General features: G+C 40.3%; 22 protein-coding genes and 1 rRNA gene. 9 read left to right on the top strand and 14 right to left on the bottom strand.

The annotated features are described in order from the left end of the window. Positions 1-2: 2 nt before the first annotated feature. Both PSR9079_RS22415 and PSR9079_RS22420 read right to left on the bottom strand, forming a co-directional pair. Complete coding sequence (locus PSR9079_RS22415) at positions 3-1,118, bottom strand: aminotransferase class V-fold PLP-dependent enzyme (RefSeq protein ID WP_149983346.1); 1,116 nt, start codon at positions 1,116-1,118, stop codon at positions 3-5. 1 nt (position 1,119) lies between these two features. Next, positions 1,120-2,292, bottom strand: coding sequence for a PrnB family protein (locus PSR9079_RS22420; RefSeq protein WP_149983347.1), 1,173 nt, complete (start codon positions 2,290-2,292; stop codon positions 1,120-1,122). A gap of 143 nt (positions 2,293-2,435) precedes the next feature. Between PSR9079_RS22420 and PSR9079_RS22425 the strand changes: the two genes are divergently transcribed. From PSR9079_RS22425 to PSR9079_RS22440, 4 genes are all read left to right on the top strand, one after another. After that, positions 2,436-2,894, top strand: coding sequence for an Lrp/AsnC family transcriptional regulator (locus PSR9079_RS22425; protein WP_149983348.1), 459 nt, complete (start codon positions 2,436-2,438; stop codon positions 2,892-2,894). Between the two features lie 73 nt (positions 2,895-2,967). After that, positions 2,968-5,694, top strand: a complete 2,727-nt coding sequence (locus tag PSR9079_RS22430; protein ID WP_149983349.1) for a CHASE domain-containing protein — start codon at positions 2,968-2,970, stop codon at positions 5,692-5,694. Next, positions 5,684-7,048: an alpha/beta hydrolase gene (locus tag PSR9079_RS22435; protein WP_149983350.1), complete on the top strand. Its 1,365-nt coding sequence runs from the start codon at positions 5,684-5,686 to the stop codon at positions 7,046-7,048. The genes PSR9079_RS22430 and PSR9079_RS22435 overlap by 11 nt, the downstream gene beginning before the upstream one ends. Continuing rightward, positions 7,048-8,190 carry a GNAT family N-acetyltransferase gene (locus PSR9079_RS22440; protein WP_149983351.1) on the top strand — a complete coding sequence of 381 codons (1,143 nt, stop codon included), beginning with the start codon at positions 7,048-7,050 and terminating at the stop codon, positions 8,188-8,190. Before PSR9079_RS22435 ends, PSR9079_RS22440 begins: the two co-directional genes overlap by 1 nt. Here the strand turns inward: PSR9079_RS22440 and PSR9079_RS22445 are convergent. Further along, complete coding sequence (locus PSR9079_RS22445) at positions 8,187-8,777, bottom strand: DUF938 domain-containing protein (RefSeq protein ID WP_149983352.1); 591 nt, start codon at positions 8,775-8,777, stop codon at positions 8,187-8,189. The two genes, PSR9079_RS22440 and PSR9079_RS22445, sit on opposite strands and share 4 nt — an antisense overlap. A 198-nt stretch (positions 8,778-8,975) precedes the next feature. Here PSR9079_RS22445 and PSR9079_RS22450 point away from each other — a divergent pair, with 198 nt between their 5' ends. The 5 genes from PSR9079_RS22450 (at position 8,976) to PSR9079_RS22470 (ending at position 12,008) form a co-directional block, all read left to right on the top strand. Then, positions 8,976-9,155 (top strand): hypothetical protein, encoded by a 180-nt coding sequence (locus tag PSR9079_RS22450; RefSeq protein WP_145242712.1) that lies wholly within the window; start codon positions 8,976-8,978, stop codon positions 9,153-9,155. A gap of 98 nt (positions 9,156-9,253) precedes the next feature. Continuing rightward, a complete protein-coding gene (locus tag PSR9079_RS22455; protein ID WP_246175642.1) occupies positions 9,254-9,619 on the top strand; it encodes a hypothetical protein in 366 nt (121 codons plus the stop codon). Between the two features lie 8 nt (positions 9,620-9,627). Then, positions 9,628-11,004: a class II fumarate hydratase gene (locus PSR9079_RS22460; RefSeq protein ID WP_149983353.1), complete on the top strand. Its 1,377-nt coding sequence runs from the start codon at positions 9,628-9,630 to the stop codon at positions 11,002-11,004. 117 nt (positions 11,005-11,121) lie between these two features. After that, positions 11,122-11,598 carry a hypothetical protein gene (locus PSR9079_RS22465; RefSeq protein WP_149983354.1) on the top strand — a complete coding sequence of 159 codons (477 nt, stop codon included), beginning with the start codon at positions 11,122-11,124 and terminating at the stop codon, positions 11,596-11,598. Between the two features lie 11 nt (positions 11,599-11,609). After that, positions 11,610-12,008: a hypothetical protein gene (locus tag PSR9079_RS22470; protein WP_145242706.1), complete on the top strand. Its 399-nt coding sequence runs from the start codon at positions 11,610-11,612 to the stop codon at positions 12,006-12,008. A 19-nt stretch (positions 12,009-12,027) separates the two neighbouring features. Here PSR9079_RS22470 and PSR9079_RS22475 read toward each other — a convergent pair whose 3' ends face one another. The 11 genes from PSR9079_RS22475 to rrf all read right to left on the bottom strand — a co-directional run bounded on the left by PSR9079_RS22475 (position 12,028) and on the right by rrf (position 19,579). Next, on the bottom strand, positions 12,028-12,213 hold the full coding sequence (locus tag PSR9079_RS22475) for a hypothetical protein (protein ID WP_145242705.1): 186 nt from the start codon (positions 12,211-12,213) through the stop codon (positions 12,028-12,030). A gap of 63 nt (positions 12,214-12,276) precedes the next feature. Further along, positions 12,277-12,594 carry a hypothetical protein gene (locus PSR9079_RS22480; RefSeq protein ID WP_145242704.1) on the bottom strand — a complete coding sequence of 106 codons (318 nt, stop codon included), beginning with the start codon at positions 12,592-12,594 and terminating at the stop codon, positions 12,277-12,279. Then, the gene (locus tag PSR9079_RS22485; protein ID WP_149983355.1) at positions 12,591-13,229 is read right to left on the bottom strand and encodes a hypothetical protein; all 639 of its coding nucleotides are present in this window, start codon (positions 13,227-13,229) and stop codon (positions 12,591-12,593) included. The genes PSR9079_RS22480 and PSR9079_RS22485 overlap by 4 nt, the downstream gene beginning before the upstream one ends. Positions 13,230-13,294: 65 nt before the next feature. Next, entirely contained in the window at positions 13,295-13,987 is a 693-nt protein-coding gene (locus PSR9079_RS22490; protein WP_145242702.1) for a PspA/IM30 family protein, read from the bottom strand. 30 nt (positions 13,988-14,017) lie between these two features. Continuing rightward, positions 14,018-14,431 carry a YjfI family protein gene (locus PSR9079_RS22495; RefSeq protein ID WP_145242701.1) on the bottom strand — a complete coding sequence of 138 codons (414 nt, stop codon included), beginning with the start codon at positions 14,429-14,431 and terminating at the stop codon, positions 14,018-14,020. Between the two features lie 79 nt (positions 14,432-14,510). Beyond that, positions 14,511-16,232: a polyamine aminopropyltransferase gene (locus tag PSR9079_RS22500; RefSeq protein WP_149983356.1), complete on the bottom strand. Its 1,722-nt coding sequence runs from the start codon at positions 16,230-16,232 to the stop codon at positions 14,511-14,513. Positions 16,233-16,235: 3 nt separating this feature from the next. After that, positions 16,236-17,135 (bottom strand): DUF350 domain-containing protein, encoded by a 900-nt coding sequence (locus tag PSR9079_RS22505; protein ID WP_145242699.1) that lies wholly within the window; start codon positions 17,133-17,135, stop codon positions 16,236-16,238. Positions 17,136-17,173: 38 nt separating this feature from the next. Next, a complete protein-coding gene (locus PSR9079_RS22510) occupies positions 17,174-18,106 on the bottom strand; it encodes a CHAD domain-containing protein (protein ID WP_145242697.1) in 933 nt (310 codons plus the stop codon). Positions 18,107-18,321: 215 nt separating this feature from the next. Beyond that, positions 18,322-18,606: a transposase gene (locus PSR9079_RS22515; RefSeq protein ID WP_149983357.1), complete on the bottom strand. Its 285-nt coding sequence runs from the start codon at positions 18,604-18,606 to the stop codon at positions 18,322-18,324. Continuing rightward, positions 18,557-19,078 (bottom strand): helix-turn-helix domain-containing protein, encoded by a 522-nt coding sequence (locus PSR9079_RS22520; RefSeq protein ID WP_149983358.1) that lies wholly within the window; start codon positions 19,076-19,078, stop codon positions 18,557-18,559. The genes PSR9079_RS22515 and PSR9079_RS22520 overlap by 50 nt, the downstream gene beginning before the upstream one ends. 386 nt (positions 19,079-19,464) lie before the next feature. Beyond that, positions 19,465-19,579, bottom strand: a 5S ribosomal RNA gene (gene rrf, locus PSR9079_RS22530). Positions 19,580-19,584: the final 5 nt, after the last annotated feature.

A 19,584-nucleotide genomic window follows, 5' to 3' on the forward strand; every position in this document is an offset into this window, starting at 1 on the left:
ATTTAGCTTAGGGTTTGTTTAACCACTTTTATTAGCTGTGCTATATCACTACTGTTGTTATAAATATGCGGTGAAACTCGCACCCCATATGCTCGCGCATCGACACTTATGTTCGCCTGAGACAGTGCGCTTAATACCGCCGGCTGTTGCTCGCCAAAATTTAAAATAGCTGTACCGCTGCATTTTTCTGGCGTTGTTGGTGACACCAAATATGGCCTAAACTCTGCACTTAATTGTTCAAGTAGCGCCAAGTTGTGCGCTCGCACTGTTGCAACACCTAATTTAGCAAAGTAACCAATGCTATGCCCGGCGAGTACAAATGGCGCAATCGATGGAGTGCCGCCCCAAAAACGCAATGCGCTATCATGATAAGCAAAGTGATGAATATCAAACTCAAATGGATTTTGATGTGAAAACCACCCTACATCTTGTGGTTCGCACACATTTAATTGCGCTTGGCTTACCCATAAATACGCCGCACCTGGACCTGAGCATAACCACTTAACGCTGGAACCAATCATAAAATCAGCATCAACTTGGCTTAAATCTAGAGGTAATACACCAGCTGACTGCGCCACATCAACAAGACTCAAACAGCCTGCGTGCTTACACAGTTGCGTAATTTCAGCTACGGGCGCTTGCTGGCCAGTATTTGAATAAGCGTGACTGATAAATACTAAATCAATATCTGCTTGAATATATTGTTGCCATTGCACGCTATCAGTTAAATCTACGTGTTCAGGAATAAACTTTATTTCAGCGCTACTAGCCAGCGCTTTTTGCATTGCAAACCCCATGCTAGGAAAGTCACTTTGCGCCATCAACACCTTACAATTAGCTTGCTGTAAGCGAGGATGCGACATAACTAACTTTGTTAAAGCGCTCGATAAATTTACTTGTGGGCAAAATTGCCTGCTCGGTGAATTAAACAATGTACTGAGCGCCTGAGTAAAGCGCTCAATGGCTGGCAGCCACTGTTGCCATGGCTCTTTATTACTCGCTTGCCAAGGAGCAAAAAAATGCTGGTTAAAATCATCTTGGCTGCTTTTCAGTGCACGGCCAACAGAGTGATTTAGCAAGTAACAGCCTGCCGCAAGATTAAAGTCATCTTTGTACATATTAATTACTCACCCATTGCTTTAATTGTGCTAAATCATCATAACGAGTTCTTATATCATCACGCTTTGCTGCTGCTCGACGATCTCTTAATTGTTCAAGAGAATCCAATAACACATGCAATGGCGGACCGCTGGCAGTTACTTTATTCATATGTTGCTGTTGCATGTGTTGAGCTGGCTGAGCTATAAACTTACTAACCAGTTGATTATGATGACCTATTGCAGTATCGCCATGCAGCTTACATACTTGTATAAACAACTTGGCATTGGTTTTAAACCACGAGCTATGGCGGGTATCTCCTGCCGCTAAAAAGTCATCCATTATGCTTGGCATACGCATAGACTCTCGCAGAATTTGCTGATCTTCAGGCATCATATATAAAAATTTATCCACCAGCATTTGTGAATAACTCGGTTCGTTGGCAAAGCATAAACCTAACAGCATATCTATAACGTTAATTCCGGCAAAATCTCCCGCATTGGCTCCACGGTAAACCTCTTTGCCAACCCGATACGGCTTATAGTAAGGACGTACACAGAAAAAGAATCGCTCGGTGTCTAACTGATTATATAAAGCCGTATTCGATTCAATCACATCGACCAACGCCTGCTTGGCAACTTTAAGTAAATCACCGCATAGCGGATGCGAAATACCTAATGGCTGAATTTTTAATAATGCATCAGCTGCTCGCTTATAGGCTAAAATCCCTTTGGTATTGTAATCAATGAATAATTTTTCATCTGGCAGATCCGTAAAGCGCTTATAAAGGCCATTAATAGCCTTATTATGGGTGGTTAAATGAGCCGTCGCAAAGCGCGGAGTAACCCCTATTGATGCACCAATATGCATAGCTAGTGCCGAGGCCTCGACTAAAGGCGAGGTTGTTTCGCGCGATGGTTCAGTGATCTCATGGCGTCGACAAGCCGCCATAAATAATCCTACATTGCCAAGTAAATCAAACGCACGATCAAACCCTTCGTCAGTATTGCCTTCTGCTAGTAACTTACGAATATGCGCATTACCCTCAGCCTCTAACTGATGCTTAAATTGCTCCCCGACAAATTCTACGTTAGCTTTATCTTCTTGTTGCCAATAGATAGCCTCTAGTTGACTATTAATTTCTACAAAGCGGGTTCTGAGCCACTCATCAAATGCCTGGGTATTATTACTCACAGATATTACTCCACACCAAAGTTTATTGCATTAATGTTAACAGATAACATAGAGCACAAATCAGCAAAACCACTAATAAAAATCCATACAATTAGTGATATTCACTCTATAATCACTATTAAATGCAATTTATTGTCGTAATTATGAGTTTAGATAAAAAAGATCAACAATTACTAACGTTGTTACAAAGCAATGCGCGTACCTCTGTATCAGAACTTGCAACAACTGTAAGCTTATCGGATACCCCTTGCTTAAGGCGTATAAAAAAACTTGAAGCAAGTAAGGTGATCACTGGCTATCACGCAGCCTTAAACCCACGCGCACTCGGGTTAAAAGTGCTGGTCTATGCGTTTGTGCGGTTGAGCCAGAATTCCGCCAGTGCGGCAAATATGTTTGAAGAACACGTGGAAAAACTGAATCATGTACTGGAGTGCTCTGTCATATCAGGAAGCTATGATTACTTATTGAAGATTATTGCTACCGATTTAGAAAGCTACGAAAGTTTTGTTAAATATAAGCTTGGGAGTATTGATTGTATTGCTAACATTGAGTCTACAGTGGTTTTAAAGCAAACATTTAGCAAAAGGCAGCTACCACTTTAAAAAATAATACTATTTAGTGCCGATTCGCTATACTGAAATATCATTATAAAAATAATATTTAACAAGGATGCATGTGAAGATTTTTCGTTCAACATCCAGTTCTTTTGTTTTTTACATATCGTTTGCTGTTGCTTATTTTGCAACTGGTAAGTTATTAACTAATTTTGCCTTTCAATCACAAGTCATCCCTATTTGGCTCCCTGCTGGTATTGCCTTAGTTGGCTGTTTTATCTGGTGGTGGCGTTTTATACCGGCATTATTTATTGCCTCTGTCGCCTTTAATTTAAGTACCGGTGATAACCCGATCACTGATCAGGTTTTAATTGGCAATACGCTAGAACAAGTACTGCTAATCGGCTTAGGCGCCGTGCTACAAGGCATGATTGGCGCTGCTCTTTTAAAGTACTGGCTAGGCCATCCGCTGTATTTAAAACAACGCCAATCGATTATTTATTTTATTTTTATCGTCGGTATTGTCGTCAGCCTCATATCGGCCAATATTGGAGTCTATGCTTTAAGTCAATTTAATCCCGCCTACAGCATTGAAAATCACTGGAAAAATGTTACTTATTGGTGGTTAGGTGACTCACTCGGTGTGCTGATCGCAACCCCCTTTTTATTGGCCTTACTACAGCCTAAATTTAAACGACACTACGTCACCCCATTGCCAACCATCGCAGTCTGCTCGGTATTATTCGTCTCTGTCGCCTTAACCACTAAACTATACAACCAAGAGACATATTCAAATGCGATACAAATTGCCAAGCGTGAAACATCTATCATTGAAAACAGTTTACTGCGCAATTTAAATCTTAGCCAAATAACCGTACAAAGCCTTGCGAGCCAAATTCAATCAACACCAACTTTAAGTCAGCAAGAGTTTGATAGCTACAGTGCCCAATTACTGGCTGAGCATTCATTTATTAAAGCATTTTCATGGAATCGCAAAATTCCCCCAGCTCAGGTCAGTGATTTTAACAAGCAGCTCGATGAAATTTATAATTCATATAACTTTGATCCGAGTATTAAAGGAGCGCCATTATCAAACGACGATCCATTAGTGATTATTACCTATATCGCCCCTTTTTCAGAAAATCAATCCGCTATTGGTTTTAACCTCAATTCTCGTAAAGATCGCCGTGAGACTTTACTCGACCCACGCATCAAAAATCGCCCTGTAGGCACTAAAATAATTCAATTAGTGCAAGCACAACAACCTGAGCCCGCTTATTTATTATTTGCTCCGGTGTATCAACAAAATAATGAAGTTGCCTCAATTAAAGGCTACGCAACAGGTGTATTTTTAGTGGAAAACATACTTGCTCAATCGCTTACGCAAGCACAAAATAAGATGTTTAATATCGCTATTTATGAAGCCAATGCTACCAACCCGTTTTATTCAAACGCCGAAAATGTGCCGACCAAAAGCAATAAGCTTACAACCATCACGATTAATTTTGCAGGGCAAACATGGCTAGTTGATTTAACGATTAAAGATGAGTTTCTACCGCATCAAACTAATCACATGACACTCTTTTTAATTATTCTACAGGTCATTGTAAGCTCACTTATTTTACTGGTATTACTGTTATTTAATCATCAACATATTGCTCTATCGCGCTTAGTAGCGGAACGTACTCGCTCGCTTGTCAGAGCTAAAAAGCAATCTGATTTAGCGAATCAAGCTAAAAGCCGGTTTTTAGCCAATATGAGTCATGAAATTCGTACGCCGCTTAATGCAGTGATCGGTTTTTCAACCTTAGCTAAAAGTGAAGATAGCGCTGAAGTTCTCATCGGTTATCTAAATAAAATTAATTTAGCTTCTAAATCATTGTTAAGTTTAATCAATGATGTACTCGATATCTCTAAAATTGAATCACAAAAGCTCACCTTGGAAGTCGCTCCTTTTGATTTAAATGCTCTTATTGCCCGGATTAGCAGTATGTTCGAACAAAGCGCTGAACAAAAAGGCATTCACTGGAAAGTTGATAACCAATTACCAACTGATATTTGGTTTGAAGGTGATGTTATGCGAATTGAGCAAATTTTATTAAACCTGTGTAGTAACGCCATCAAGTTTACCTGCGAAGGTGAAGTAAGTGTCAGCGCATACTGTAAGGAGATTACCGATAAACGTAGGCAAATTACCTTGGCTATTAAGGACTCTGGTATCGGCATTGCGCCATCAGAGCAAAGTAAATTATTTGATGCATTCACCCAAGCTGATAATTCCACATCACGCAAGTTTGGTGGCACCGGGCTTGGTTTAACAATCGCAAAAGAACTTAGTTTGCTAATGTCTGGAGATATCAGCGTACAAAGCGAGCCAGGTAAAGGCTCCACATTTACCCTGTCTGTCGAGTTAAATACCTGTGCTGCGCAACAAGTAACGGCAAAGCACACACAACAGCATGTTGATTTAAGCAAACTAAAGATACTGGTTGCAGAAGATAACAGCGTCAATCAATTAGTAATAAAAGCAATGCTTAGCTCTTTGGGGATCACCCCAACACTGGTTGAAAATGGCGAATTAGCAGTAGAGCAAGTTAAAATAAATGACTTCGATTTAGTGTTAATGGATTGCCAAATGCCTATTATGGACGGTTACCAAGCCACCGCCTTGATACGTCAAATTAAAAGTACTGAACAATTACCCATCATTGCCTTAACCGCTGATGTAATGCCTGAGGATAAAGCCAATGCCTTAGCAATTGGTTTTAATCAGCATCTTGCAAAACCCCTCGAACTCGATAAGCTAACCGAGTGCCTAATCAATTATGTAGATGTTTATGAGTCTTAATGGAATATTACTAACTCTCACTTTATTAACAACCTCTAGCCTTGCTATCAGCCAAACCAACTGCGTTACTCAGTTAACTGATTTAAACTATATTATGAACAGCAAAAAACAGGGCTTATTACGGTTTGAAAAAAGCAATGCTAAGACGGATTTTTCCTATCATAGTGAGCAAGCATTTAGTGATTATTTAAGCTTTGCATACCAACATATTTTAGCGGCAAACCCGCGCGCATCAATGCCTTGCCCTATTTTAACTGATACCTATCAGCTTTTAGTTAAACAACAGCAACGCACTAGCCCCCCTAATATTGTTGATCTTATAGCGCCATTTGAGTTACGCCAAAATAACAACCACAAAGCGGTTCTATTAATTCATGGGCTTACCGACTCTCCATTTACCTATCATGACTTGGCAAAAATTTACTTTCAACAAGGCTATACCGTACGTACTTTGTTGTTACCAGGCCATGGCACCGCAGCTAATGCACTAAGTAGTATTAATACCAGACAATTGCAGCAAGCTACAGACTATGCAATTAAACGCACTATAAAAGATTTTGAACAGGTGATTTTAGTTGGCTACTCTACAGGTGCAGCCCTATTACTTAATTATTTAACTGTCGAGCCCGTTGACCCAAAAATAACTGCACTGATGCTATTTTCGCCCGCCACTGAACCACACAATAAAAATGGTTGGCTGGCGAAGTGGATTGACCGTATTCCCTTTGTGAATTGGATAGATAAAGACGCCGATATTGATTTTGCTAAATATGAGTCGTTTCCATTTAATGCAGCAACCGCAGCCGATGATGCTATGCGCTCCATCGCGTTACCAGAACTAATCGAGCGTCAATTACCAAACTTAGCTATTTTTTCAGTGATGAGTGATATAGATACCACCATTGATACCCGTGCATCGCTGCTATTGTTAAGCGCCTTACATGATGTAAAGATACGCCCTGCAAATAGCTTAGATACTTTGGTTTATTACGGTGATAAAACAACCATTACCAGTGATTTTCCAAAAGACTACAGGGTATTAAATCCACAGTGCAAAAATGCAACCTGTAAAAACATTCATGGTATTTCTCATATTGCCGTAGTTAACTCACCTGATAACCCTTACTACGGTATTGCTGGCGCTTATCGCAATTGCGGCAGTTACCTCGATGATGATACTTTGTATAAGCAATGTAAAACGACCGAAAAACCTAATATTGGCGAGCGTACTGCAGAAAATATTGCAGCATTTCCAACCTTTCAACGTCTGACTTACAACCCTTACTTTACTGAACAAGCACTCTATATAAAACAGTTTATAAAGCAGGTTGAAGGCTCGCAGGGCAATAAATAATGAGTATATTTAGTCACCGCTGGTTAACCAATATCAGTGCAATAGATGCCGCTGTTTGGCAGCAGTTTTTTGCCGATAATCCATTTACTGATCATGCATTTTTATTTGCATTAGAACAAAGCCAATGCGTATCAGCCGCGTCTGGTTGGCAACCGCAACATTTAGCCATTTACCAAAATGATACTTTGGTGGCATTAGCACCCGGCTATCTAAAAAGTCACTCTTATGGCGAATATGTATTTGATTGGGCATGGGCTGAAGCTTACCAGCAACATGGTTTAGAATATTACCCTAAGTGGTTATCTGGCTCACCGTTTAGCCCTATTGAAGGTCAACGCCTTGCGATTGCACACTCACACCCAGAACAAGTGTATCAGTACATAACAAAGACTTTAACAGCTCAATGTGAGCAACAAGGTTGGTCTGGCTGGCACATTAACTTTTGCTCGCAACAGCAAGTCTCTCAACTCACACCACATCAAGGTATGCATCGTATTGGCGTGCAGTTTCAATGGCAAAATCAAAACTACGCTACTTTTGACGATTTTTTAGCGCAGTTAACCGCACGAAAACGTAAAGTATTGAAAAAAGAACGTAATAAAATAACCCAGCAAAATATTAGAATTAAATGGCTGCAAGGTGAACAGATAACTAAAGCTGTGATGAGCCAGTTTTGCGAATTTTACCAACGCACTTATTTAAAACGCTCTGGCCACATGGGTTATTTAAATCATGACTTTTTTATTTTATTACACGCCTTAATGGCCGATAAACTGGTGATCATGCATGCCATCCATGAACACGAAGTGGTCGCTGCAACACTGAGCTTTAAAAATAATGACACACTATACGGGCGCTATTGGGGAGCTATAGCAGAAATTGATTGCCTGCACTTTGAGCTTTGCTATTACCAAGGTATTGAATATTGTATTAAATATCAGCTTCAGTGTTTTCACTCAGGTGCGCAGGGCGAGCATAAAATAGCACGAGGTTTTGCACCGGTATTTACTCACTCCGTACATGCCGTAATGGATGCTACTTTTAGTCCTGCGATAGCAGATTACTTACAACGTGAGCGTCAGCATATGCGCATCTATCATCAGCAATGCACTGAATTATTACCTTTTAAGATTGATAACTAATGACGTTTAAAAATCAATAACTGATTATTAGCAGGCATCGCAATATCATCAACAAGCATTAACCCTGCTTGCTCAGCTAATTGCTGTACCCATTCGAAATCACGAATGCCACTTTGGCAGTCTTGCTGATTTAAAAATTCATCAAAACGCTGATTACTTTCACTGGTAAAGTTGCCGTTGTATTTAAATGGGCCATAAATACACACGAGACCTTTTGACGCTAAATGCTTATTAACACCAGTAAAAAATTGCTCAACTAACGGTTTGCTGACGATGTGTAACGTATTAGCAGTATAAATAGCATCAACGGTATTTATTGGCCAAGGGCGATTTAGATCTAACTCTACTGGTGCGTGCAAGTTATCTAGCTTTGCTTCATCAAGCCACTGTTTAATACCATTATGATTAACCAAGCGATCACTGGTATGCCATTGTAAGTGAGGCAAATTAGCAGCGAAGTGCACGCTGTGTTGCCCCGTACCTGATCCCACCTCTAACACACTCTCGACTTGTGCTAAATATGCTGTGATGACGCTTAATATTGGATTTTTATTATTTTCACACGCTTGCGAGAAAGGTTTCGTCATATATATTTCCAAGCATCTCAATACAGATGCACCAAGATTGGTAAAGTATGCCCATTAGTAAAGCAAATCTTGCAACAGATGTCGCTATTAAATAATTAATTTTATATAAAAACTATATAATTCAAAGTAATAAAAAAAATATTGAGCATGGTATGAGTTATGCATTTATCTAATTGAATCAACCAAACGGAGAAGATTATGTATATATCACCTTATACCGCCCTAGACGCTGCAATTGCGGCAAGTGAAAAACCAGTAACAGATAAAATAGGCTGTGATGAACGTGCCACTGTAATTGATTTACTATCGCAAACAAATCAACAAAATCAGGCGTTAATACATGAAACAGACCAAATATTTATTCTTGGCTACAATTAAAAAACTCACCTTCCGCCAATATTTACAATTTGTGACTTGCACCGAAACCGATTAACTGTAATGATAATAATTACCATTACATCTAATCGGTTTTTCTTATGCATGAACATCACGCTATGCTTTATTATCAACAGCAAATGAAATGTATTTGCCCGCGACCTGGGCTACATGCGCCAGCTTTAGTGGCAAATTACATTGAAGCTGGCCTGAGTGCTGCACGTCATTACGAAAAAAACCACAGTCTATTGCTGCAAGAACTCTATCTAAGACACACTTTCCATGAAATCCTCAACAAAATGTGCGACTCTTTAGTCCATTGTGCAATTCGCAAACAATGTTTAGAGCAACTTTATAAACCGTTACTGGCATTAAAGCGCTTTTATAGAAGTCATAATAGTATCAAGAAATACCTGATACTAGAGCGTGAAGCCCGTATTCTCAGTCACGAATTTAACCCTTTCTAGGAGTTTTCATGAGCGAATTTAGAACCGAATCAGATAGTATGGGCGAATTACAAGTCCCTACAGATGCACTTTATCAAGCGCAAACTCAACGTGCTGTAAATAACTTTCGCATTAGCGATTTAGTAATGCCAAAACAGTTTATTACCGCTCTTGCTTATATCAAACAGGCCGCAGCGCAAAGCAACTACGAGCTAGGTCATCTCAGTAAAAATAAAGCACAGTTAATCGAGCGCGCATGCCAAGAGATCATTGATGGCGAACATTTAGAACACTTCCCTATTGATATATTTCAAACAGGGTCAGGTACTAGCACTAATATGAATGCTAATGAGGTGATTGCAACTTTAGCAAGTCGTTATGGTGATGAGGTTATCCATCCCAACGACGACGTAAACATGGGGCAAAGCTCTAACGACGTGATCCCTACCACTATTGCTGTAAGCAGTGTAATTAACGTGGTGTATGAACTATTTCCGGCGCTGGATCAGCTATCACAAACGTTGGAGCGCAAAAAGTCAGAAATAGGTGAAATCGTAAAAACGGGTCGAACTCATTTGATGGATGCTATGCCAGTGACATTTGCGCAAACTCTAGGGTCTTGGCAACACCAAGTTGATAGTGCAATGGCAGGGATCCGCTATAGCCTTGAAGGGGTATCTGCTTTAGCGCAAGGAGGCACAGCCGTTGGTACTGGTATAAATGCCGATCCCCTGTTTGCTGAGCAATTTTGTAAAAATCTCAGTGCCAACGTCGGTGTACGCTTTGTGCCAAGCAAAAACTTTTTTTATAACATAGGTTCGCAAGACACCATTGTCGCTTTATCAGGGCAGCTAAAAGTGCTCGCTGTTGCACAAATGAAGATAGCAAACGACCTACGTTGGATGAATTCAGGTCCACTAGCTGGCCTTGGTGAAATCGAACTTGAAGCACTGCAACCCGGTTCATCAATTATGCCCGGTAAAGTAAATCCTGTGATCCCTGAAGCGGCAGCCATGGTTAGTGCACAAGTGATTGGTAATGACGCAACTATTACTGTTGCAGGTCAATCAGGTAACTTCGAACTCAATGTAATGTTACCTGTAATAGCTTACAATATTTTGCAAAGTATTGAGTTACTGGCAAATAGTAGTCAAGCATTAGCTGATAAAGCGATTCGATCCTTTAAAGTGAAACACACCAATATCGACAAAGCACTCGCCAAAAACCCCATATTAGTGACCGCGCTTAATCCAGTCATTGGTTATGCTAAAGCAGCTAAAATTGCCAAACAAGCATATCAAGATGGCCGTCCAATTCTTGATGTTGCTGAGCAAGAAACTGACCTATCACGTAGTGAGCTGGAAACTTTACTCAATCCCGCAAAATTAACCCAAGGCGGGCTATAAAAATATTAAACCCGTCCTTAGCGTCGGGTTTAACCTTTGAATGCCATAGTTTTTATTGCTGTGTTATCTGCAAAGTGTATGATGGTGGTTACTTGTTCACCACTATGAAGGTTTATCATGCGCTTATTTATTATCGCGCTTCTACTGCCGTTATGTTTATCGGCTTGTTCTGATGCTGCGACCCCGAATAACAATCAACTTAGCCCGGCTCCTGCAGCGCTAGTTAAAAATAATCAAGCGACTAAGTTAAATCCGCAAACAGAAGTTCCGGCAACAAGAGATAACATTAAAAAGGTCCACCAGCAATTACAGACACAAATTGCAGCTCTAAACTGCGATAACAGCTCTCAATGTAAAGTATTACCGGTTGGTAGCCGTGCGTGCGGCGGCCCTAGTAGCTATATTGTTTACTCTAATAAAACGGCCAATGAGCAAGCCGTTGAAAAGTTAACTCAGCAGATCACCAGCCTTGAAAGCCAATTTAATGCACAGAACAAGATGATCAGTATTTGTCAGCACCTGACGGCCCCTGCGGCTCAGTGTATTGAAAATAAATGTGTTAAACTAGAAAGCTCTGCGACAAGTGTTTATTAAGGGAAACCAATATGAGTCGTTCATCATATTCTAAATTTTTAGTAACAACAGCCAGTTTGCTGATCCTCAGTGGTTGTGTCAGCACTTCTGACTCAACACCAGCAAACGGCAATACAAATGTATCTAAATTAAATAGCGCATTGGCTGAGTTGGTGCAAGATAATAGCTGTACCGCGAGTTTTCAATGTAAGGTGCTTGAAGTAGGCCAACGCGCCTGTGGTGGTCCAAGCCGCTATGTAGTGTACTCAACCTTGCACACACAACAAGAAAATGCAGAACAGTTAGCGGATCAAATTACTCAGCAAGAAACTGCCGATAATAAAACCAATGGTTTAAATGATTGTTTACCGGTTTTACCTGTGCAAGCATTATGTATTGATCAGCAATGCCAGTCGTTTGAGCTAAAATAGTCGCTCTGCTGCAACCGCGCTATACCAATAATGGGATCAGCGCGGAAATTACCACGACCGCCACAATACAAATCCCTGCTTTAAAAATAAAATGCATCGGCATCTGCTTTTTAACCCAATAGGCATAAATAAACCGTAAGAAATAACTCGCTGCCGTGCCAAACAAAGCAAAAATTAGTAGATAGGCGATTAAAATAATATTCACAACAACTCATTATTTGATAATTTAAGCCCTAAGTGTAAGGGCTTAATAATCAGAAGGCAAAACCTAGCGTTTACTAGTTCGAGCAATCAGTAACTCAGCAACTTGCTGTTTTACTGCCCGCTTATCATCTGGGGCAACGCCAAAGCGTTCAGCAAGTAATGCTATTTCTTCATCATTAAGGTTAAATGATAAACGTTGACGCGTTTTTTTTGATTTAACCTCAAGTGATAAAATTTTGCGGATCATATCGGATGGCGTTAGCTCTTGATCAATGGCTTGCTTTTTTATCGATTTTTGCACTTCACTGCTAAGATCAAACGCCATTTGCGTGGCTCTTACAGCCTGCTCCTGACGTAACCATTTATCTTTTGCATTACTCACTGCGCATCTCCAGGGAACAGATCAACAATGTCTGTGATTGGTCGGGTTAAAGTGAGTGATACTTCAGTTTCTCCACCATCCCAAATCTCAATGTTTAAACCATGGCTCCCATCGCTCGACTCAAGGCAAATCATTTCGCATGGTTCGCCACCTTCTTGCTCATAGCGTGGTAATGGCTGGCTACGATAATCTTTATTATGAAAATAACACACAAATGGTGATTCACTTTGTTGATAGCTTTTAGCTAAAAACTGCATATAACGCTCTGGTGTATTTTTCACTTCTAAGTAGGTTAAATCGTCTTCGTCAAAGATGCGCGCAAACTCATCCAGTGTGAAGATTTCATCCACTTCATCACGTTGGATTTTGATTGAAAAATTCGCCCACTCTTCACCATCGCTGCGCTCTATTTGCAAAAAAACCACCTTGCCAGCATCACTTTCAAGTACGAGCTCATAATCTGCACTGTGCTGATATTGATAAGTTTGCACATCGGTAACGCGTAATGTTTGCCCTTTTAGCCAACTTGGGTAAGCAAACGAATCAATCACTGTGAACATATCACCTTTTTTAAGTTCACTAGGGTGATTTAATTGGCGTTCAGGGGCTTTTTTAGACTTAAAGAAGTTAAACATAGACTGCCTCATAAGCAAAAAAGGTAACTTATAATAAGTTACCTTTTAATAATCGTAATTGCGCGTTAGCCGTTTTGCTTCGCTTTAATACGCGCTAAGATATCTGCACTTTTTGGATTGCTATCACCAATTCCAGCTTCAGCCATTTTAGCTTTAAGATCATCGCCATTAGTGTCAGCTTCAAGTACTTTAGCAGCACCAAGCTGGTCACTACGATCTTGTTGACGTTGCTTAATACGCTCAAGTGATTGGCGTGCATTCGTCATCGACGAGCTATTAGTATTAAGTGTGCTATTTACTGCCATTGTTGCTTGTTGCACGCTTTCAGTGGTTTTAACCATAGTAAGCTGACGTTGGTTTTCTTTGATCGATTTTTCAGCATCTTTTACTTGCTGCTTCAACGTTACAATGTGATTGCTAAAACCAGCTAACACTTGATCATGCTCTGCCTTTTCAGCTTCAAAGTCGCCAATTTTCTCAGCAATTTCTAGCGCTAACGGTTCATTACCTTTTTCAAGTGCTTGACCTGCATACGCTTCGTGCTCAGCAATTGAGGCATCTAATGCGCTAATCTTACGCTTCGTTTGCATTTCTTTAGCCATCACTTCAGTTAGGCTTTTTTTAGCACGCTGCAGCGCGTTTTGCGCATCAGCAATTTCTTGTTCAAAGATACGAATACCATTCGCGTCAACAATTGCTTCGCCCGCTTCACGCGCGCCGCCACGTACTGCTGTAAATAACTTTTTTAAAATACTCATAATCTTAACTCCACTTAAAATAGCTAGCTGTTAATCGTTTAAATAAATGGTTACCGCTTCTAATGCATCGATGGCATTATCAGCTAAAGTAACTAGCTCATGGGTAATATCATCAAACGATGAATTAACCGACAAAGCACCAAAGATCGCATATTTATCATCAATCTTCGCAAATGCACTCAGCGGGATTGGTACATTCAAACGTAATAAGGTTTCATTCAACTCATCACGTAGTTCAGGCTTCACTTCCTCATCAGCGAACAAATAGCTAATACATAACAGCTGCTCTTGTGTCTGAGTAACAAAAATAGGAAGCTCATCATTGCCATCTACTATGACTTGCAACACATCTTGCTCGCCTGGATTGGCAATCAAGAAAGACTCAAAGTTAGCGCCTTCAGTTTCAAAAGATGCTAGTTTTATTGAAAGTTCATTTAATTCCATGTCTCTGCCTTTTGTCATTTGACATATTATGTCTGAGTTAAGATTCGCATGGTCGACATATTATGTCAACCATGATTTATTAATTTTTATACAATTCGCTTTCTATCTGCCATGCACTACGATAATAATCATATAAAGTACCTGAGCCTAATTGATTGACTTCAATATCATTTATTTGTTCAAAATAATGATTGGGGAATACGAATGCTGCCAATAAATATTTTTTACTGATCCATCTAGAAGCAACTGGTAAGCTTGTTATATCGCTAATTCTCGCACTTGCAGATTGACCTGTGGTGGTTGCAATCGTCCATCCCCATTGTCCAAATGATGGAATATTTTGCTGGTATTGCTCAACATGCTTAAAACCTGCCGCTTTGACTGTTTTACCAATACTTAAAAATGCTTTTTTAGCATGATAAGGCGAAGTTGACTGCACAGCCATTGCACCATCTGCGGCTAGTAATTGACGGATATGATTATAAAAATAGTCACTGTACATTTTATTTAAATCGGGATGATTCGGATCAGGTAAGTCAATAATGATGGTATCAAAACGCTTACCTTCATCAAGTAACCGCTCTACTTCAAGAAAAGCATCACCCACTTTAATATGCGATCGAGGATCAGCCATTGAGTGCTTATTAAGTTTAGTTAAGCGCTCATGAATAGCTGCCGGAGGATTAAATTCATCGTCATCATGACCAAATAAACTAAGTAACTGGGCATCTAAATCAATTAAGGTGACTTCTTTAACAGGCCACTTCAATACGTCTCTTAGTGCTAACCCATCACCACCGCCTATAATCAATACATTATCGTGACGGTTCGAGGCTAATAATGGCGGATACACTAACATTGAATGATAAATTTGTTCATCAATGCTAGAAAACTGTAAGCGGCCGTTTAAGTAAAGATCGGTAATTGGATCGGGTTGATTGCGGCTCAATCGCTCGGTTAACACTAGATGCTGATACTTCGTCGCTTCAGAATAAATAACTTTATCCTTATAAAGCACATTACTTAAATCTTTCATCCAGCTACTACCAAGCATTAAAATAAAACCAAATAACACCAGTAAAGCGATATGACATACCAGTAATAGTTTGGCGTAACGGACATAGCTATGATAACGCCATAAGAATGCCAAACCTGCGATAATATTAAATAGCGCAGTCCATGCCGCAGCCTGCATGATTGGCATAGCCAACATAATGCTAACCCAAATAGCCGCTCCAATACCTGCACCTATATAGTCGGCACCGTAGATCGTGCCTGCATTATTTTCTAAGAAACGACCATAAACATGCTGACGTATGCGAGCGATAAGTGGAATTTCCATACCGATTAATAGACCTAACAATAAGCCAAATACATAAGGTAGGAATCGTGACCACTCTTGGAGTTTTTGAAAAACATAGCCGTTGAGCACCACATCCGCGGGTAGATTAAAAATGTCAGAAAAAATATGCGGTAAAGAATAACTAACAGCAATAACGCTGGCTATAGCTAAGATACAACCCATACCAACAAGTGCAATAAGACTTTCAAGCCAAGCAAAGGCGGTAAAGGCATCCTTAAACCAACGCGCTAAAAAAGCCCCTATACCCATAGCTACGATCATAGTGCCTATCATCGCATAAATAGCGCTCTCTACAGAGCCTAAAACTCGTCCGGCATAATGAGATAGCAGATATTCATAAATAAGGCCACACCCAGCGAGTATGGCCATAACAGTAATTAATAAAAAATCATGCCCAAGTAAGGAGTACTTACTTGGGCTTTGCTTAGAATGTGACAAGTTTTACGCGCCTAATAGAGTTGCCATGGTAATACCCACAGCAAACGAGATTGCCGCTGAAATAGTTGCTACACCCACATTTTTTTGACGGTTCACTTCGTCTGATATATCGCAACCTGAAAGGATAATTTTAATCGTAATTAAATGCAGTACGATAAATGCAATTAAACTAACCAAAGCGCTAATCGCCCAGAAAATCAAGCTGGTGTTAATGCTATCTGCAGCATAAGGCGCGATACCTGAAGCCGCAGTAAGCGCAAGCGCGCTACCGATTAAAAAGCCAGCATAGCGAATACCAACAGCCAAGTTACCGTCAACAATTGCTTGTTGTAGGCAATCTCCACTTCGGTTAGTACGCTTAAATAGTTGTACGCGATACTGGCTCACGAGCAATAACGCAATGCTACCAATAATAAACGCTGCTATAACGATTGGTAAACCATGCCAGCCTTCTGTAGCCACCCAAAATAGCGCTGAGCGAATCACGATTGCCACACTCACAACATGACCAAAATCAATCACCGCGGCAGTTACATTACCCTTCACTATTTCATCATGTAAGCTGACCTTGCGCAGTGCCACTTTATCTTGAAAAAAGTGCCCAAGCTTTATTAGCACAATAGCTAACAAACCATAAGCTGCCATTTGCAATGCTTCTTGCTGTAAGCTCACTGCAAATGCACCACTGCTTACACCCGTCAGCACAATTGCTAAAGCAACTAAGCCAGCAGCAAAGCTAATACCAAACGCAAAATTATCACGCTCAGTGATCTCATCATTGGCATGTAAGTTAGATACCCAACCTTTGATATATTTAAGGCTCACAAACAGTGCAATAATAATCGCAAAATCAATCGCGATTGCTTGTAGTGACCACATAGTTATTCCATTAAATTCGTACATATTATTTAAACTCCAACACTAAATCTTTAAATAGCCGTTTACTTACCGCGACTGACACCGCGAGAGGTTCTATTATTGCTGTTTCTGACCGATCCCGAGTCTTTACTATAGCTACTGGTTTTGGAGTAACTACTGCGACTTTTTGGTGGTGTATAACTGCTACGACTTAACCCAGAAGCCCCGGTTTTTTTAGATGCATAAGGGCTTGTGAATTGCTTACCTTGGCGTTGATACGATTGCTTAGTACGTGTTTCAACGGCGGTTTGTGCTTTAATTTGCTTAGGGCTAGAATAACGCGCACGACCATAATCATTATAATAACTATACTTTCGGCGCTTGCTCCAACTACCATATTCAACACGATCAAATACATCACCTAAAATGCGGTACATGCCATACCACTGCCAAAAGCTGATACCGCTACTGTTAGTTTGCCAATTACCATAATTAGGATTGCCGACTAACTGGTTGCCTTCACCAACCCCTTCAGCCTGCTGACTGATTGCACCGACACGCGCAAGCGAGCCACCCGACATATCAGCAAGCATATTAATAGGATCGGTCAAAGCATCCGAAAATAAAGCGGGCTTTGCAGCATCTCGCAACAAATCAATATTTTGCAGTGTTTCATCGTAAGGAGGAATAAGGTAAGTACTTTTGATATCAGCTAAGCGTTGTTGCAAACCTGAGTAAAGCGGGCCTTTTCGAGTTGCATCTTGCACGAGCACGCCAGCAATTTTAGCTAGCTCTGGCTTTTCATTGCTAAGTATACGGCCATATTCGCTTAATAAAGCGGCATTACGAATTGAGCCGTTATCTAAGGCACTACCAAGTCCTGCTAACTCAACTTCAGCTTTAGCTATAGATTGTTTAATTGTTTCTTGTAACTGCTCTTCTTTCGATTGACAGCCCATAAGTAAGCTTACCAAACAAAATAAACTGATAAGTTTCCAAGCTTTTATATTCGACATTCATGTCACCTGATTTACTAAATTAACCCAGCTAGTTTTACACAGCTTACTTATTAAACCAACAATGAAATTGCAACAAATGATGATTAAGCCGACTTGTCTATTACTTACGAAGTATAAGAACTTATCATCATTTATAAACAGCGCTAGTTTGCCTGTTGCTTATAAAGAGTGCGAGTTTACATTTCCTTCTGGGGAGCGCGAGTTTTTAAAACTTAACCCGCCTCCGTGGCTTTTGATATTAATTCCATGTGTTGCGTCATGACCTCTTTATTGACGATAGGGCTGATCAGCGCTTCTGTTTTACCATTACTTGGGCAGACTGCACCAAATAAGTATCCATACTCAAACTGCTGTTGTTTTGTTGCGCGAGGCCTCGAGCCTGTTTCAGCCCATAAGCGTGTTGTTTGATTCTGTTGTCCAAACCGTGCTTCATCTTGAAACCAAACATCAATGCGCTCTAAAGGGAGATGTCCTGGGGTGTGAAGGATCGTTTCCACTTGGAACTTTTTTAAAAGCCTCTTGGCTTTCTTTTGACTGCTTTGGGTGCTTAGAACGGCTTGTGATCCAGCTAAACCCACGCTTCTTGAGCAGTTTGTAAATATGATCGGTGTGATATCTTATGTTGAACTGGTCATAAATATACTGAGCAATATCTTCCCCCATTAGTCTGCCTCCTTCTGAAGAACTTGCTGACTGTTTTACATAATCTGACAGTGTGTTTAGTTGTTGTGAGGTTAATTTAGCTGGACGACCTTTAATCGGTTTGTTGTTCAAGCCAGTAACGCCATTATTAAGGTAGTTTGAAACCCATTTATTGACACTGCCGCGCGCTGTATTTAGGCGCTTAGCAATATTCGTTCTGTTTTCACCCTCAAAGAATAATGAAACAGCAAGCAGGCGTATGCGCTTTCTTGCATTAGGCTCTTTACGTGATAAAGCTAAAAGTTGCTTGGATTTTTCTAAGTTCAATTTAGTAAAAGTAGATAAGTATCAGTGCGTTAATTAGATCACATAATTTGGCAGATTGGTATAATTTGGCAGATTGGTATCATTAGCTGATAGAGGAAATAAATTTGCGAGTTTCGAGTTTCGAGTTTCGAGTTTCGAGTTTCGAGTTTCGAGTTTCGAGTTTCGAGTTTCGAGTTTCGAGTTTCGAGTTTCGAGTTTCGAGTTTCGAGTTTCGAGTTTCGAGTTTCGAGTTTCGAGTTTTACAAAAATAAACTTTTCGCGCCCTATGTCAAACGTTCGCTAACTTTACTCTCGCTAACTTTACTCTCGCTAACTTTACTCTCGCTAACTCACATTTTAAACGTAAAAAAGCCCGACTATTTCTAGTCGGGCTTTCTCAATTTGGAGCCTGGCAATGTCCTACTTTCACATAGCAAATGCTACACTATCATCGGCGCTGTTTCGTTTCACTACTGAGTTCGGCATGGGGTCAGGTGGGTCCAAAACGCTATTGTTACCAAGCAAAT

Source organism: Pseudoalteromonas rhizosphaerae (assembly GCF_902498845.1).
GTDB classification, from domain to species: domain Bacteria; phylum Pseudomonadota; class Gammaproteobacteria; order Enterobacterales; family Alteromonadaceae; genus Pseudoalteromonas; species Pseudoalteromonas rhizosphaerae.